The 15640-nt window shown below is 28.1% G+C and carries 18 protein-coding genes and 2 other annotated features; of the genes, 15 read left to right on the top strand and 3 right to left on the bottom strand.

What is annotated here, in order from left to right:
* Positions 1-13 precede the first annotated feature (13 nt).
* Genes N4A48_RS04690 through N4A48_RS04670 form a run of 5 tightly spaced genes read left to right on the top strand, consistent with a single transcriptional unit; the run spans position 14 to position 4583 of the window.
* Positions 14-1225 carry an ABC transporter substrate-binding protein gene (locus tag N4A48_RS04690; protein WP_293664655.1) on the top strand — a complete coding sequence of 404 codons (1212 nt, stop codon included), beginning with the start codon at positions 14-16 and terminating at the stop codon, positions 1223-1225.
* The gene (locus N4A48_RS04685) at positions 1209-2087 is read left to right on the top strand and encodes an ABC transporter permease (RefSeq protein ID WP_293664654.1); all 879 of its coding nucleotides are present in this window, start codon (positions 1209-1211) and stop codon (positions 2085-2087) included. Before N4A48_RS04690 ends, N4A48_RS04685 begins: the two co-directional genes overlap by 17 nt.
* Positions 2084-2881 (top strand): ABC transporter permease, encoded by a 798-nt coding sequence (locus N4A48_RS04680; RefSeq protein ID WP_293664653.1) that lies wholly within the window; start codon positions 2084-2086, stop codon positions 2879-2881. The genes N4A48_RS04685 and N4A48_RS04680 overlap by 4 nt, the downstream gene beginning before the upstream one ends.
* A gap of 26 nt (positions 2882-2907) precedes the next feature.
* The gene (locus tag N4A48_RS04675) at positions 2908-3990 is read left to right on the top strand and encodes an ABC transporter ATP-binding protein (RefSeq protein WP_293664652.1); all 1083 of its coding nucleotides are present in this window, start codon (positions 2908-2910) and stop codon (positions 3988-3990) included.
* Positions 3984-4583 carry a CDP-alcohol phosphatidyltransferase family protein gene (locus N4A48_RS04670; protein WP_293664651.1) on the top strand — a complete coding sequence of 200 codons (600 nt, stop codon included), beginning with the start codon at positions 3984-3986 and terminating at the stop codon, positions 4581-4583. The genes N4A48_RS04675 and N4A48_RS04670 overlap by 7 nt, the downstream gene beginning before the upstream one ends.
* A 6-nt stretch (positions 4584-4589) precedes the next feature.
* Here N4A48_RS04670 and N4A48_RS04665 read toward each other — a convergent pair whose 3' ends face one another.
* Positions 4590-5147 (bottom strand): 3'-5' exonuclease, encoded by a 558-nt coding sequence (locus N4A48_RS04665; protein ID WP_293664650.1) that lies wholly within the window; start codon positions 5145-5147, stop codon positions 4590-4592.
* A 173-nt stretch (positions 5148-5320) separates the two neighbouring features.
* Here N4A48_RS04665 and N4A48_RS04660 point away from each other — a divergent pair, with 173 nt between their 5' ends.
* From N4A48_RS04660 to N4A48_RS04650, 3 genes are all read left to right on the top strand, one after another.
* Entirely contained in the window at positions 5321-5569 is a 249-nt protein-coding gene (locus tag N4A48_RS04660; protein WP_293664649.1) for a hypothetical protein, read from the top strand.
* Between the two features lie 104 nt (positions 5570-5673).
* Positions 5674-6780, top strand: a complete 1107-nt coding sequence (locus N4A48_RS04655) for an amidase domain-containing protein (protein WP_330665049.1) — start codon at positions 5674-5676, stop codon at positions 6778-6780.
* Between the two features lie 107 nt (positions 6781-6887).
* A complete protein-coding gene (locus tag N4A48_RS04650) occupies positions 6888-7088 on the top strand; it encodes a cold-shock protein (RefSeq protein WP_293664648.1) in 201 nt (66 codons plus the stop codon).
* Positions 7089-7296: 208 nt separating this feature from the next.
* Here the strand turns inward: N4A48_RS04650 and N4A48_RS04645 are convergent, their stop codons facing one another.
* A complete protein-coding gene (locus N4A48_RS04645; RefSeq protein ID WP_293664647.1) occupies positions 7297-7494 on the bottom strand; it encodes a hypothetical protein in 198 nt (65 codons plus the stop codon).
* Positions 7495-7684: 190 nt separating this feature from the next.
* Here N4A48_RS04645 and N4A48_RS04640 point away from each other — a divergent pair, with 190 nt between their 5' ends.
* From N4A48_RS04640 to N4A48_RS04615, 6 genes are all read left to right on the top strand, one after another.
* Entirely contained in the window at positions 7685-8116 is a 432-nt protein-coding gene (locus N4A48_RS04640) for a CBS domain-containing protein (protein ID WP_293664646.1), read from the top strand.
* A 49-nt stretch (positions 8117-8165) separates the two neighbouring features.
* Positions 8166-8382, top strand: a binding site (T-box leader).
* 35 nt (positions 8383-8417) lie between these two features.
* Positions 8418-8634, top strand: a binding site (T-box leader).
* 255 nt (positions 8635-8889) lie between these two features.
* Complete coding sequence (locus tag N4A48_RS04635; protein ID WP_293664645.1) at positions 8890-9693, top strand: ABC transporter substrate-binding protein; 804 nt, start codon at positions 8890-8892, stop codon at positions 9691-9693.
* A gap of 12 nt (positions 9694-9705) precedes the next feature.
* Positions 9706-10356 carry an amino acid ABC transporter permease gene (locus N4A48_RS04630; RefSeq protein WP_293664644.1) on the top strand — a complete coding sequence of 217 codons (651 nt, stop codon included), beginning with the start codon at positions 9706-9708 and terminating at the stop codon, positions 10354-10356.
* A complete protein-coding gene (locus N4A48_RS04625) occupies positions 10349-11071 on the top strand; it encodes an amino acid ABC transporter ATP-binding protein (RefSeq protein ID WP_293664643.1) in 723 nt (240 codons plus the stop codon). Before N4A48_RS04630 ends, N4A48_RS04625 begins: the two co-directional genes overlap by 8 nt.
* Before the next feature lie 334 nt (positions 11072-11405).
* Complete coding sequence (locus tag N4A48_RS04620; protein WP_293664642.1) at positions 11406-12488, top strand: NAD(P)H-dependent flavin oxidoreductase; 1083 nt, start codon at positions 11406-11408, stop codon at positions 12486-12488.
* 19 nt (positions 12489-12507) lie between these two features.
* A complete protein-coding gene (locus tag N4A48_RS04615) occupies positions 12508-12951 on the top strand; it encodes a MarR family winged helix-turn-helix transcriptional regulator (RefSeq protein ID WP_293664641.1) in 444 nt (147 codons plus the stop codon).
* Between the two features lie 54 nt (positions 12952-13005).
* On the opposite strand, the gene N4A48_RS04610 is transcribed toward N4A48_RS04615, so the two are convergent.
* Entirely contained in the window at positions 13006-13755 is a 750-nt protein-coding gene (locus tag N4A48_RS04610) for a peptidylprolyl isomerase (protein ID WP_293664640.1), read from the bottom strand.
* Positions 13756-14032: 277 nt separating this feature from the next.
* On the opposite strand from N4A48_RS04610, the gene N4A48_RS04605 reads away from it, so the two are divergent.
* Complete coding sequence (locus N4A48_RS04605) at positions 14033-15436, top strand: APC family permease (RefSeq protein ID WP_293664639.1); 1404 nt, start codon at positions 14033-14035, stop codon at positions 15434-15436.
* Positions 15437-15640: the final 204 nt, after the last annotated feature.

The following is a 15640-nucleotide window of genomic DNA, read 5'->3' as shown; positions in this document are numbered from 1 at the left end:
AGGAGAATGGTTTATGAAAAGAATAATAGCTATAGTACTTTTAATACTAGTTAGTTTGGGGGTATTATCTGGATGCTCAAATCAAGAGAAAGAGGAATCATTAAATTTACTTGAAATGAAATGGGAAGATATTGCTAAAGAGGCTAGTGATCAAACAGTTAATATATATATGTGGGCTGGAGATAAATCAGTAAATGAATATATGGATAATTGGATTAAGCCGTTGGTAAAAGAAGAATTGAATATTAATTTAAATAGAGTTCCTATAAACGATCCAAAAGATATGATAAATAAGCTAATTACAGAAAAAGAAGTAGACAAATCAAATGGAAGCATAGATATAATATGGATGAATGGAGAAAATTTTAAATTAGCAAATGAGAATAATTTACTTTGGGGACCTTTTGTGGACAAGCTTCCAAATTATAATCAATATGTTGATAAAGAAGCAGATGATATTAAGTATGATTTTGGAGAAGATACTATGGGAATGGAAGTTCCTTTTGGAAAATCTCAATTTGTATTTATATATGATTCTGAGGTTGTAAAGAATCCACCTAAGGATATAAAAGAACTTACTAATTGGATAAAGCAAAATCCTGGAAAATTTACATACCCATCAATACCAGATTTTACAGGAAGTGCATTTATACGTCAAACTTATATGGATTTATTTAAAAAAGATTATGTAGAAGACAAAGATTTAAGTGGTATGTGGGACTATATGAATGAAATAAAACCTTATTTATGGAGAAAGGGAGAGACATATCCTGAAAGTAGTGCTAAACTTGATATGCTATATTCAAATTCGGAAATATTAATGACTATGTCTTATAATCCGCTTCACGCATTTAACAAAGTTCAAAGCGGAGAATTTAAAGAATCAACAGATGTGTTTGTGTTAAATGATGGAACTTTATCTAATACTCATTATTTGAGCGTACCGTTTAATGCATCGAATAAAGCTGGAGCTATGGCAGTTATAGACTTTTTGTTATCACCTAAAGCTCAGATACAAAAATTAAACCCTACTAATTGGGGAGATGGACTTAGTATATCATATGATAAACTTTCTGATGAAGATAAATTGAAAATAGATAAAATTTATAAAGAAAATAAATTAGAATTTTTAAATGAAATTAGAAAATATAAAATTCCAGAAATGAAGGCTGAATACATAGATAAAATAGAAAAAGGCTGGACGGAAAATGTCTCAAAAAATTAGACCGTATTTGCTAGTATTTCCAGCTATAATGCTTACTATTATATTATTCATATGTGGATTAATACAAGGTATTATACAGAGTCTAGGAGCATCATCTATATATAATATAGGTGATGCTACTCTTAGCTATTATAAAGAAATATTTAAATCGACAGAATTTTGGATGTCGTTTTTTATTACAATCAAAATAGCTGTAATATCTACAATAATATCTGCACTGGCGGGAACTTTTATAGTATATTTATTATATATAATAAAGACTGGTGTATTTTATAAGTTTGCATCTAGATTAAAACTTTTAATTCAAATACCTATGCTATTTTCGTACCTAGTGTATTCATATATTATGTTACTTATATTTAATAGAAGTGGATGGATAAGTTCTATTTTTTTAAAACTAGGTATAATAAACAGTATTGATGAATTTCCTATAATAGTAAATGATGAATTTGGTATAGGAATAATATTAACTTATGTTCTAAAAACCACTCCATTTATAGTTTTAATGTTATATCCTGTTATTTTAAAAGTTGAATCAAATTGGCTAGAATTAACTTATATGCTAGGTGGAAATAGAAATGAACTTTTTAAAAAAGTTATATTGAAGATGTTGATTAATCCTCTTAAAATATCATGTTTTATAATATTTTCATATACTTTTGCTGAATTTGAAATTCCTTTTTTATTGGGAGTTACATATCCAAAAATGATTTCTGTTTATTCATATCAAATATATATGAATTCGGATTTAACCCAAAGACCTAAAGCTTTTGCTATAAATGTAGTTGCAGTATTAGTTATAACAGGAATGGGATATATTTTCAATCGCTTAAGTATGCAAAAATGGAGGAATATAAAGTGACAAAGTCTAAATATGGGGATAAGATAGGACTACTAATATTATTTTTACTGATATTATTTTTGTTAGTTCAGGTTGGATTTGTTTTCATTATGAGTTTTTCTAGTGGATGGACTTGGCCAAGTATAATCCCTAAAGAATTAAGTGTTAAAGGATGGAAAGACGTTTTACTAAATAGAAATTCATTAGATGTTATATTTGTGAGTTTAAAAATAGCTTTAATTGTATCTATTATAAATTTAATAGTTGCAATTCCAGCAGCAGATGCGATAGCTAGGTATGATTTTAAATATAAGAAGACAATCGAGTTTTTTCTTCTTATTCCTATTGTTATACCTCCAATAATATCTACTATGGGAATACATAAAACTTTTATAAGAATAAATTTAACAGAAAGTATATTGGGAGTGGTTTTAGTACATATAATACCTACACTACCGTATATGATAAGGGCTATTAGAATTAGTTTTGAAAATTTTGGATTTGAGTGGGAGCAACAGTGCCAAATGCTTGGATCTAGCAAATTAGATACTTTTATAAATGTAAAAATATTTTTTCTGCTTCCTGGTATTATAGCTGGGTCGAGTTTAACGATATTGATATCTTTTAGCCAGTATATAACTACTATTTTAATAGGAGGAGGACAGATACAGACTCTTTCAACTAATATGGTTCCGTATATTAGTTCTGGAGAAAAAACTATTGGATGTGTATATGCTATAATATTTGCATTTATATGCTTATCTACATTTGGAATTATGGAATATTACCTAAGAAGATATTACGATTCATTGTGATACAGACATGAGAGGAAGAGTTGCTTATGACAAAATTACACTTGAAAAATATAAATAAAACTTATAATAAGTATGAAAAAATATCTAATTTTGATTTAAGTATAGACGAACTTAAAATTAAGGATAAAGATTTCTTTGGAATAGTTGGAGGATCTGGATGTGGAAAGACAACTCTTTTAAAGATAATAGCAGGTCTTATTAATATAGATTGTGGAACTATATCTATGGATGAAAAAATAATTAATGCTATTTTGCCTCAAAAAAGAAATATAGGTATGATATTCCAGGAAAACTTATTATTTCCTCATATGAGTGTTTATGAAAATATAAGTTTTGGTCTTAAGATTAAAAAATTTTCAAAACAAGAAATTTCTAAATTGATAGAAGATGTACTTCAATCTGTAGGCCTTAAAGGGTTTGAAAAAAGATACCCAAATGAATTAAGCGGAGGACAAAAACAAAGAGTTTCTTTGGCTAGAGCTTTAGTATTAAAGCCTGATATATTACTTATGGACGAGCCGTTTAGTGCTCTTGATCCTAGATTAAGAGAAGAAATGAGAAATCTTATATTAAAACTTCATAAAGAATATAATATGACTATAGTATTTGTAACTCATGATATAGAAGAAGCATTCAATTTATTTAACAATATGATTATTATGAAAGAAGGAAAAATATTGCAAAAAGGAACCCCTATGCAAATATATGAAAATCCTATCAATACGTATGTTGCTAAATTTATGGGAATTAATAATGTTTTATATGGAAACATCAAAAATAATATATTTATATCAAATAATTTGAAGATAAATTCAAATAAATTCAATAAAGATAATATAAATGGAAATCTTATTTTAAAACCTGAATGTTTAAAAGTATTAAAAATTGATAATTGTAATGAATATAGGAATATCTTTGAAGGTACAATAAAAGAATATTCATTTAGACAAGGCTTTATAATTTTTAAAATATGTATTGGTTTTATGGAGCTTGAAGCAATACAAGTATATAACTCTGAGTTAGAGTTTACAATTGGCGAAAAAGTTTTCGTACAATATAATGAAAAAGGACTTATGGTGGTAGCAGATGAGGAGGACGTAAAGTGTTAGATACTCATGCAAGAAAATATGTTGACCCTATAATAGATAAAACTTCTAAAGGTTTTTTGACTTTAAATATGACACCTAATCAAGTTACGATATTAGCATTTATAACAGGAGTAATAGCATCTGTATTAGTGTATTTTGATTATAATATAGTTGCATGCTTATTACTTTGGCTATCTGGTTTTTTAGATGCTGTGGATGGTGCTATGGCAAGAAAAAGTAATAATTCAACTCCTTGGGGAACTTTACTTGACATTACTTTTGATAGAATTGTAGAAATATTTATTATAATAAGCTTAGCACTTAAATTTAATCAGTTAATATTTAACTATTTGATACTTACTTGTTGCATAATTTTTTCAATGACTATATTTTTAACAGTGGGTGCTTTGAGCGAAAAAAATGGTATAAAGTCATTTTATTATCAAGCTGGAGTAGCTGAAAGAACAGAAGGATTTATATTTTTTACATTTATGATATTAATTCCAAATAATACAGGTTTAATAACTAATATATTTTCTTTATTGATATTTATAACTGCAATTCAACGTATGATGGAGGCAAAAAAAATATTTGAAAATAAAAGCTCTTTATAAGAGCTTTTATTTTTTGATAATATTAGAAAAATCAAGTTTTTTAAATAGATTAATAAATATTTTACAAGTATATTTAGCATCAATATCAGCTCTGTGCATACTTCCTTCCTCTACTTCTATATTGTACAAAATTAATGCATTTGAAAGACTAGCTGTCTTACCTTTTTCTAATTTATGAATTATAGAAAACTGTTTTTGTATATCTAAAAATTCATTAATCCAATTTGATCTTATATTATGAAGTTTACAATTTGTTTTTAGATGATAATAATCATCATATCCCCAAGAACATAATAAATAATCTTCACCTAACCATTCTTTAAAGATTTTCATTATTAATTTAAATGATTTAGCACTATTTATATCCACTTGTTGTATATTAGTTTTTTTCTTTATTCGAGAGAACAATTTAGGAAAGTGTTTAGGTTTTATAAAAGCTTGAAATTTATCTGTTATTTCTAACTGCTCATTTACTTTAACTGCTCCTATTTCTATTATTTCGTTTGGTATCTTACTTTTGAAAGGTTTACTATTTAATTCAAGATCAAAAATTATATAATTCAAAAAAATCACTCCTACTTAATATTGCTGCGGATAAAGTTTTACTCAAACTGAATTTTAAAATCATTTATATCTATATTTTATCAATAATCATGAAAAAAGAATAGTATATATAAAGAGTTTTAAGTAAATAGCTCTTTTATAAGCAATAGGAAATTATACAAGGGGAGATAAAAATGATTAAATGTCCTAAGTGTCATAAAGAAATTTCTGATATACCTGGAAGTAGATGTCCTAGGTGTAAAAGAAAAGTAACACCAAAGGATGTAGGGCATATATTTTGTCCTGAACCAGGATGCAAGGCTGTATTACCTAAATGCTGTATTTATTGTCCAAAGTGTGGTGCTAAAATAAGGAATGAGGGTATTGATGAAAAAATTAATAAAGTAGTGAGGAAAATTGAAAAAATACTTGATTCATTGTAAAAAATAAACGAGGATATCTCGTTTATTTTTTTACACTTCTATTTTTGAAATTTAATACATATAATTCTTTGAATAGATTTTAGGATGTTATAGGGGGTATAAATGTGTTTATTATAATAAATAAAAGAAAATCTGTTATTGGAATTATATGTATACTGGCTTTTGCTATATCTTTATATTCATTTGAGATTAAATCTAAGGTTATAACTGCTTTTAATGATCAAGAATGCATGCAAATATTAGAGGAAATATTTGAAACAAGAAATATAGCACTTTTAGATGCAGATGAAAAAAAATTAAATAATCTATACGATAAAAGTACTAAATATGGAGTATGGGCATATGAACATGAAATGAAAAAAATGAAGTATTTACATATATGGTCAAATAAACAAGGCATTAAATTTAAAGATATAAAGACTAAAATAAAGATAAATAGAATAAAGAGTAAAGAAGGAGGGTATTCGATAAATTTTACTGCATCAACTGAGTATAAATACGAATATGATAATGCTAAAAATGAAATAAACATGTTTAGAATAGGAACATATCACTCATTAAATACTATGAAAAATGAAGAAGGTTGGTGTATAACTAAAGAGTGGTATACAGATCCTTTTGCAGATTCTCTTAACTTAGAAGGTATAAAATTTAATGATATTAAAAAACATATTTTAGAGCAGGGAAAAAGGGATAGTTCTAATATGAATGAAAGAAGAAAAAAAGCTTTAGAATATGCAGATATGTTTTGTGGAGCAGCATCAGATGAAGAGTACGGTTTTAAGTATAATAGAAAGTATAGAAACTATAATCCTCTAGGAGGAGATTGTGCTAACTTCGCATCACAAATATTATATGAAGGAGGAAGTTTTAAAAAGACAAAAGCGTGGAATTATGATTCAAAGGGAGCTACTAAGGCTTGGGTAAATGCACATGGATTTAAAAATTATATGATATATAGTGGAAGAGCATCTTTAATAGCATATGGAGATTATGATAAGGTTTACAAGGCTTCATATAAGCTTGAACCAGGTGATTTTGTAGCTTATGAGAAAAAAGGAAAGGTAACTCATATTTCAGTTGTAACAGGATCTGATTCTAATGGATATTCTCTTGTTAATTGTCATAACACTGATAGATATAGAGTACCTTGGGATCTTGGTTGGAGTAATAAAAAAATTAAATTTTGGCTTGTTAGGGTACATTATTGATAAGTTTTGTTTTATGTATTGACATTAAGCTGAAAATGTAGTATTTTTAATTATAAAGTAAACAAATGCTACATTTGTTACAAATTCGTTTTAGGAGGATGTTATAAATGAACAAGGGAACTGTTAAGTGGTTTAATGCAGAAAAAGGTTATGGATTCTTATCTATTGAAGGTGGAGAAGATGTATTCGTACATTTTTCAGCTATAGAAGGAGATGGATATAAGACATTAGAAGAAGGACAACAAGTTGAGTTTGAAGTAGTTGATGGAGCTAGAGGACCTCAAGCTTCTAACGTTATTAAATTATAATATTTAACTTGTATACGATCTTTATATAGATTGATTATATTAAGAGTCGCTTTTTTATAAAGCGACTTTTTTATATATTAAGGTATTATAAATTTTTGTTCTATGGATGATTTATTAAAAAAGTTACATTTGAGACTATTTTTAAGCAACAGAGTCGTTAGACTTGTTTGCGTTATGAGTCACCTCGTTAGTGAGTAGACGAATTTTTTTAATTAATATCGTTTTTTGTATAACCTTTATTATTTATAAACAATATTAGTGCAAATACATTTAAAATTCCTATAAATGCTGCAAAAAATAGTTTTTTGAAGTTATATATATGTGAAAATTGATATGAAGATATTAAGCTTAAAATAATTCCAAAAGAACTCATTAATATACCTATAAATCTTATAATAATATTCAAAATAAATCCCCCCAAAAGTTTTCTAGTTGTAAGTTTCACTTAATAAATACTGTATTTATTAAGTATAACATGATATCCTTATATTTTATTATGGCAATTTATACACATTACGTTAAACTTGACATCTTTTTTAATCTCAAGTAACATACTAATTAGATAGATTAAAATTTATAAATAGGGGAGAAAACATATGAATATAGCTTTTTTTCTTACGCCTAAAGTAGAGGTAGCTTATTTAACACCACAAGCAACAATGCGTCAAGCTTTAGAAAAAATGGAGTATCACAGATATACAGCTATTCCTATAATCGATGATGAAGGAATGTATATAGGAACAATTACTGAAGGTGATTTACTTTGGAAGTTAAAAAATACACCTGATTTAAATTTTAAAAATACCAGTAAAATTTTATTAGAAGGCATATCTAGAAAAATGGATAATAAGCCTGTTTATATTGATTCAAATATAGAAGATTTAATTTTTCTGAGTATAAATCAAAATTTTGTACCTGTTGTTGATGATCAAAATATTTTTATAGGTATAATAAAAAGAAGTGAGATTATAGATTATTGTTATAAATCGCTGTTTATAGAAAAAAATAAAAATGTATTGACACTTTAAAACTATGTGTGTATAATACATATTAAGTTGAAAAACAGAAACAAAATATTTAAATCCAGGGAAGTGGAGAGTAGGTATGATGATTGTTAAAGCGAGCTAGAGTTGGTGTGAGTCTAGTAGCATAGTTATACTAAAAAGAGCCACAGAGGAGATTTTCTGAAATATTAGTAGGAAAATACGGTACCTATCGTTAAAGGTCAATGAGTGGATACAATTTTTATTGTATCAACAAGAGTGGTAACACGGGTATATAACTCGTCTCTTATTTTTAAGAGACGAGTTTTTTAATATAAAAAAATATTTAAATCCAGAGAAGTGGAGAGTAGGTATGATGATTGTTAAAGCGAGCTAGAGTTGGTGTGAGTCTAGTAGCATAGTTATATCAAAAAGAGCCGCGGAGGAGATTTTCTGAAATAGTAGTAGGAAAGTACGGCACCTATCGTTAAAGGTTAATGAGTGGATATAATTTTTATTATATCAACAAGAGTGGTAACACGGGCATATACCTCGTCTCTTATTTTTAAGAGATGAGTTTTTTTATTCTATAGGAAACTATATCATTTTTGTTTTGTGGATAACTGATTGAAAAAGCTACACTTGAGACTATTTTTGAGCAACGGAGCCTGTAAGGATCGTTGGCGATATGAGTCACCGCGTTAGCGAGTAGACGAATTTTATGTAGGAGGTGTTTAAGAGGAAATGGTTGATGGTTTCACTTTAATGATTTAAATTACTAAAGTAAATTTGATAAAATATGAGAGGGGAAATTTAAAATGTTTAAAAAAAGTGTTAATAAAATTATTGTTGTATTCATGGTTTTATGTTTAGGAATGGTATTTACAGGATGTGGTAAAAGTAAGGTTTCTCAATATGAAAAAATAAAAGAATCAGGAAAAATAGTTCTTGGAACTAGCGCAGATTATCCACCTTATGAATTTCATAAAGAAATAGATGGAAAAGATCAAATAGTTGGATTTGATATTGAAATTGCTAAAGAAATAGCTAAGGACATGGGAGTTGAACTTGAAATTAAGGATATGGATTTTGGTGGACTACTTGCAGCTTTAAATACAGGAACTGTTGATTTTGTAGTAGCGGGTATGACTCCTACTGATGAGAGAAAAGAAAAGGTAGATTTTAGTAAAATATATTATAATGCAACTCAAGCTGTAGTTGTTAAAGTAGAAAATAAAGATAATATAAAGTCTATGGAGGATTTAAAAGAAAAAACTGTAGGGGTTCAAATGGGATCTATTCAAGAAGGTATAGCTAAAGATCAAATAAAAGATGCTAAAATTAAATCTCTTTCAAAAGTACCAGATCTTATGCTTGAATTAAAAAGTGATAAGGTAGATGCTTTAATAGTTGAACTTCCTGTTGCAAAAGCGTATATAGAAAAAAATACAGATCTTTCTCTTTCTGGTATAACTGTTAAAGATGAAACTGGCGGATCTGCTATAGCTATTAAAAAAGGAAATCAAGAAATTGTAGATCAAATAAATAAGACACTAGATAAATTAGTTAAAGAAAATAAAATAGAAGAATTTGTAGTCAAAGCGACAGATATGATTGAGTAGGAGTTGAGTATAGTGGATTTTTCTTTCTTAAGTGAATATTATATGTTCTTTTTAACAGGAACTAAAAATACAGTTTTGCTTTCAGTATGTTCAGTATTTATAGGTGTAGTATTAGGTCTTTTCGTATCGCTTATGAAATTATCTAAAAATAAGGTATTAAATATAATAGCCAGTATATATATCGAGTTTTTAAGAGGAACACCTATATTGGTTCAATTATTTATAGTATATTATGGACTTCCTAGTTTAGGTATAGATATTCCACCTTTTGTAGCTGGAATAATAGCTCTATCAATCAATAGCTCGGCATATGTTGCTGAAATAATAAGAGCAGGTATACAAGCTGTTGATAAAGGACAAATGGAAGCGGCAAGATCTTTAGGAATGAGTCAAAATATGGCTATGAGATACATTATAATACCTCAGGGTCTTAAAAATATATTACCTGCACTAGGCAATGAATTCATAGTTTTAATAAAAGAATCATCTATAGTTATGATGGTTGGTATTGCAGATGTTATGTATAATACTAATATTATTAGAGGAAATACATTCCAACCATTTGAGCCACTACTAGCTGCAGCTTTTATATATTTTGTATTAACATTTACACTTTCTAAATTCATGAACAAAATTGAAAGGGGGATGACTGTAAGTGATTAAGATTAAAAAATTAAATAAAAAATTTGGAAATAATCATGTTTTAAGAGACATTGATGAAAATATAAATCAAGGTGAGGTAGTGGTTGTTATAGGTCCTAGTGGATCTGGAAAAAGTACATTTTTAAGATGTCTTAATCTACTAGAGTATCCCACAAGTGGAGATATAATATTTGAAGGAAAATCTATAACTTGCAATACTAATAATATAGACAAACAAAGAGAAAAGATGGGAATGGTTTTTCAACAATTTAATTTATTCCCACATATGAGTGTATTAGATAATATTACACTTGCGCCTAAAAAGCTTAAGTGTATGAGTGATAAAGAAAGTGAAAAAATAGCTATTCAGTTATTAAAAACTGTAGGACTTGAAGATAAGTCAAACAATTATCCGAAACAACTATCAGGAGGACAAAAACAAAGAATAGCAATAGCAAGAGCTCTTGCTATGTCTCCTGACGTTATGTTATTTGATGAGCCAACATCTGCACTTGATCCTGAAATGGTTGGAGAAGTTTTAGAGGTTATGAAAAGCCTTGCTTTAAAGGGTATGACTATGGTTGTAGTAACTCATGAGATGGGATTTGCAAAAGAAGTAGGGGATAGAGTTATATTTATGGATGGAGGAAAAATAATAGAACAAGGAACTCCTAAAGATATATTTGAAAATCCTCAAAATGAAAGAACTAAGGATTTCTTAAGTAAAGTATTATAGTGCATTAATATAATAATGATTCTTAAAATAACGCTTGATAGAATATATATTCTATTAAGGGTTATTTTTTGTGAGTCACCGCGTTAGCGAGTAGACGAATTTTTTTATAATAAATAGGAAATTATAATGTTATATAGAAATTATAATATTATATGTAGAAATAAAAAAGTCTTTCTATTGAAAATTTTATATTTATCCACAATTTAAATTAAAGAGGAATACAATTTTCTATTTCTTAAAATATAATCTATGTTGACTTTTTATATATTTTTATATATACTTTGATTATCAAAAAGTTTGATTATCAAAATAAAAATGAAAGGAAGATGAATTTATGAAATTACCATCTTTAAATATAGGAGATTTAATAGCTAAAGTTCCAATCATTCAAGGAGGAATGGGTGTTGGGGTATCAGGTGCCAAATTGGCAGCAGCTGTTGCTAATGAAGGAGGAATTGGAGTTATATCAGGAGTACAAATAGGATATAAGGAAGATGATTTTAGAATTAATAATAAATTAGCTAATATAAGAGCTCTAAGAAGAGAAATAAAAAGAGCAAAAGATTTAAGTCCTGATGGAATAATAGGAGTTAATTTTTTGGTTGCTATGGAAAATTATAAGGAAATGGTCAAGACTGCAGTAGAAGAAAAGGTAAACTTAATAATATCAGGAGCTGGTCTTCCAAAGTCATTACCAGAACTTATAAAAGGATCAAAGACTAAAATTGCTCCAATAGTATCATCAGCAAAAGCCGCTACATTAATATCAAAGCTTTGGGATAGAAAATACAATTATGTTCCCGACATGGTCATAGTAGAAGGACCTAAGGCTGGAGGGCATTTAGGATTTTCTATAAGTGAATTGGCATCAATTGAGAACATTGATTTAGTTAAAATAATAAATGAAGTTAAAGAAAGTTTAAATCCTTTTAAAGACAAATACCAAAAAGATATACCGGTTGTTGTAGCAGGAGGTATATTTGATGGCCTTGATATAGCTAAATATATTAAAGCTGGTATAGATGGAGTTCAAATGGGAACTAGATTTGTAGCTACTGATGAATGTGAAGCACATATAGATTTCAAAAAAGCTTATATAAACTCTAAAAAAGATGATATTGAACTTATAAAAAGTCCTGTAGGTATGCCTGGAAGAGCTATTAATAATGAATTTGTTAAAAGAACTAAAATGGGAAATATTCCAGTTGGAAAATGTTATAATTGTATATCTGGTTGTAGTCCCAAAAATATTCCATACTGTATAACAGAGGCATTAGTTAGTGCTGTCAATGGAGATATAGAAAATGGACTCATATTTAGCGGAAGTAATGCATACAAACTAGATAAAATAGTTCCTGTACACGATCTTATAAAGGAACTTATAGAAGAAGCTACTGAAAAACTTAATACTATATAAACATAGAGTGGTGACAAATATGAATGAAAATGTTAAAACATTAAATAAATTAATAACAAGTATTTTTTATGATTTAACAGATATAGAAAAAAAAATATTTGCTCAGAGCCAATTCAATGATTTGTCAGTAAATGAAATTAGAACTATTCAAGCCATTGGAGTAAATGAACCTAGAAAAATGAGCGAAATTGCTATGGCTTTAAAAATTACAGTTGGGACATTGACTATATCTATTAATAGACTTGTGAAAAAAGGGTATGTAAGAAGGGTCAAGACAGAAGAAGATAGACGTATAGTAATTGTTGATTTAACAGAAAAAGGAAAACTTGTTTACAAAACACATGAAAAATTTCATTATGAGATTATAGAAAATATGGTTTCTACTTTGAATCAAAGTGATCAGAAAATGCTTATACAATCGTTAGAAAATGTCTGTGATTTTTTTAAATCTAAATATTATTAGACGCTTGTATAAATAGAAAAAACTCTTCTTAGATTAAAGAAGAGTTTTTTAATCCTATTCGTTTATAGTTACGCTATACTTAGCTTTTAGTTCTTCTACTTTTTCAAAGTATGTAACTTGTTGTTGTTTGTGTATTAATTGAGCATATATATTGTCTTTAACTTCATCAAAAGATTTTGTGTCAGCATCCTTTTTATCAGTTAATTTAATTATATGATATCCAAATTGAGTTTTAACAGGCTCACTAACTTCACCTTTTTCCATACTAAAAGCTGCATTTTCAAATTCAGGAACCATTTGTCCTTTTGAGAATAATCCTAAATCTCCACCTCTTTCCTTTGAAGGGCACTTAGAGTATTTTTTAGCTGCATCTTCAAAAGATAAACCATCGTTTATTTCAGCTAATATTTCTTTAGCTTTAGCTTCATCATCTACAAGTATATGGCTAGCTTGAACTCCTTCAGGAGATTTGAATTGCTCTTTGTTATTTTCATAGAATTCTTTAGCTTCTTTTTCTTCAACTCTTACTTCGCTTAATAATTTTCCTATAGCATATTGCTTTAAGAAGTTTTCTTTTATTTTCTTCATTTCATTTTTAAATTCTTCTTCTTCGTCAGCATTATTTTCTACAGCATTTAAATAAAATAATTCTTGATTAATTAAGTCTTCTAAAAGTTTTTTTCTTCCTTCTTCTGATTGAAATTGCATAGCTCTTTGAGGACCTAAGCTTTGAATTGCAGAATCAACATCAGCTACTGTGATTTCTTTTGTGCCAACTACGGCTAGAACATCTTTTTTTTCCATAATTATACTCTCCTTTGAAATAGTATTCTTTCACATAATAACAAAAAAAATAAATTATGTCCAATCTAATTTAAAACGTAAATAGCAAAAAGATATTTCAAAAAATGTAAAAATATGATATAATTGTAATGAAAAGATTTGGTTATATAATTATTTGGAACAAATCTCAAAAAAAAGCATATAAATAAAAAAGAGATTTTTTTTGGGCGATGAAACAACTTAAATATATAATGGAAGTTGCTTCATGGGAACTGAGTATTTAAAGGGGGAATTTAAAGTGGGTAGTAAGTCCAAGGATTTTAATAGAGTACTATCTAAAAAAGATGTCTTAGCATTAGCTTTTGGAGCTATGATAGGATGGGGATGGATTGTACTTGCAGGAGAATGGATAAAAAAAGCTGGATCGTTAGGTGCAGCTATTGCATTTATACTTGGTGGTATTATGGTATTGTTTGTAGGATTAACTTATGCAGAATTAACATCAGCAATGCCTGAGTGTGGAGGTGAGCATGTATTTAGCCATAGAGCATTAGGAGAGAATATGTCATTTATATGTACGTGGTCTATTATATTAGGATACATATCTGTTGTCGCATTTGAGGCAGTTGCACTTCCTACCGTAGTAGAATATTTGTTTCCTAATTATGTTAAGGGATACATGTATACTATAATGGGGTATGATGTGAATTTTACATGGGTATTAGTAGGTGTTGTAAGTTCAGTTATTATAACTGCTATAAATTATATTGGTGTAAAGCCAGCAGCTTTTTTACAAGGGGTTTTAACATTTATAGTAGTTGCTATAGGAATTTTGTTTTTTTTAGGAGCTTTAGTTAATGGTGATGTTGTTAACACAAAGCCTTTATTCCTTAATGGACCAAAGGGTGTATTGTCTGTTCTTATAATGACACCTTTTATGTTTGTAGGTTTTGATGTTATACCTCAGTCTGCTGCAGAAATTAACTTGCCGTTTAAGAAAATTGGAAGGATACTTATATTATCAGTAGTTATGGCCATATTTTGGTATGTAATGATTATTTATGCTGTATCTTTATCACTTAATCAAACTGAATTGAATTTATCTAGTATGGTTACAGCAGATTCTATGAAGGCTGTATACTATAATAGTGCTTTAGCTGGAAAGCTTATGGTTGTAGCTGGTATTGGAGGTATATTAACTAGTTGGAATTCATTTTATGTAGGGGGAAGTAGAGCTATTTATGCTATGGCAGATTCAAAAATGCTTCCTAAGTTTTTAGCTCGTATACATCCAAAGTACAAAACACCAACTAATGCTATTTTATTAGTAGGTATGTTCTCTAGTATAGCACCTTTTTTTGGAAGACAAATGCTTAGTTGGCTTGTCAATGCAGGTGGAATTACAATAGTTATGGCTTACTTAATCGTAACAATATCATTTTTAGTTTTAAGATACAAAGAGCCAAATATGAAAAGACCATACAAGATTAAGTGTGGTAAATTAGTAGGAAGTATAGCTGTTTTATTAAGCTTTGGTATGTTAACATTATATCTACCAGGTGCTCCAGCTGCTCTTAATTGGCCTTATGAGTGGGGAATTATAATAGGATGGTCTTTGATGGGTGCAATATTCTTTGTATGGGCTAAATTATATTATGCAGCTAATAAGGAAAATGAAAAAAAATTACTAAGAGTTAAATAGATGAGTATTAATATAGCATAGATGTTTATTATATAAGCATTTATGCTATTTTTTATAACGAATAGGAAATTATAATCATCTTTAAATTGTGGATAAGTATAATTTTTGTTATGAGTTTCAAAAAAGTCTACATTGAAAATCTTTAAAAGGAAGACTTTTTTATGTTTAAGGATATAATTAAAAATCACATTTGTAAATTAACTA

Origin of the sequence: Tepidibacter sp. (assembly GCF_025210165.1) — a bacterium.
Classification (GTDB): domain Bacteria; phylum Bacillota; class Clostridia; order Peptostreptococcales; family Peptostreptococcaceae; genus Tepidibacter_A.
The sequence above is the reverse complement of the archived record's forward strand: the minus strand, read 5'-3'. Positions and strand labels throughout refer to the sequence as shown.

What these genes read in the sequence shown, in the direction of transcription:
- N4A48_RS04690 (WP_293664655.1), top strand. Translation starts at nt 14, where the DNA reads ATGAAAAGAATAATAGCTATAGTACTTTTAATACTAGTTAGTTTGGGG.
- N4A48_RS04685 (WP_293664654.1), top strand. Translation starts at nt 1,209, where the DNA reads ATGTCTCAAAAAATTAGACCGTATTTGCTAGTATTTCCAGCTATAATG.
- N4A48_RS04675 (WP_293664652.1), top strand. Translation starts at nt 2,908, where the DNA reads ATGACAAAATTACACTTGAAAAATATAAATAAAACTTATAATAAGTAT.
- N4A48_RS04660 (WP_293664649.1), top strand. Translation starts at nt 5,321, where the DNA reads ATGATTAAATGTCCTAAGTGTCATAAAGAAATTTCTGATATACCTGGA.
- N4A48_RS04650 (WP_293664648.1), top strand. Translation starts at nt 6,888, where the DNA reads ATGAACAAGGGAACTGTTAAGTGGTTTAATGCAGAAAAAGGTTATGGA.
- N4A48_RS04640 (WP_293664646.1), top strand. Translation starts at nt 7,685, where the DNA reads ATGAATATAGCTTTTTTTCTTACGCCTAAAGTAGAGGTAGCTTATTTA.
- N4A48_RS04635 (WP_293664645.1), top strand. Translation starts at nt 8,890, where the DNA reads ATGTTTAAAAAAAGTGTTAATAAAATTATTGTTGTATTCATGGTTTTA.
- N4A48_RS04620 (WP_293664642.1), top strand. Translation starts at nt 11,406, where the DNA reads ATGAAATTACCATCTTTAAATATAGGAGATTTAATAGCTAAAGTTCCA.
- N4A48_RS04615 (WP_293664641.1), top strand. Translation starts at nt 12,508, where the DNA reads ATGAATGAAAATGTTAAAACATTAAATAAATTAATAACAAGTATTTTT.
- N4A48_RS04610 (WP_293664640.1), bottom strand. Translation starts at nt 13,755, where the DNA reads ATGGAAAAAAAAGATGTTCTAGCCGTAGTTGGCACAAAAGAAATCACA.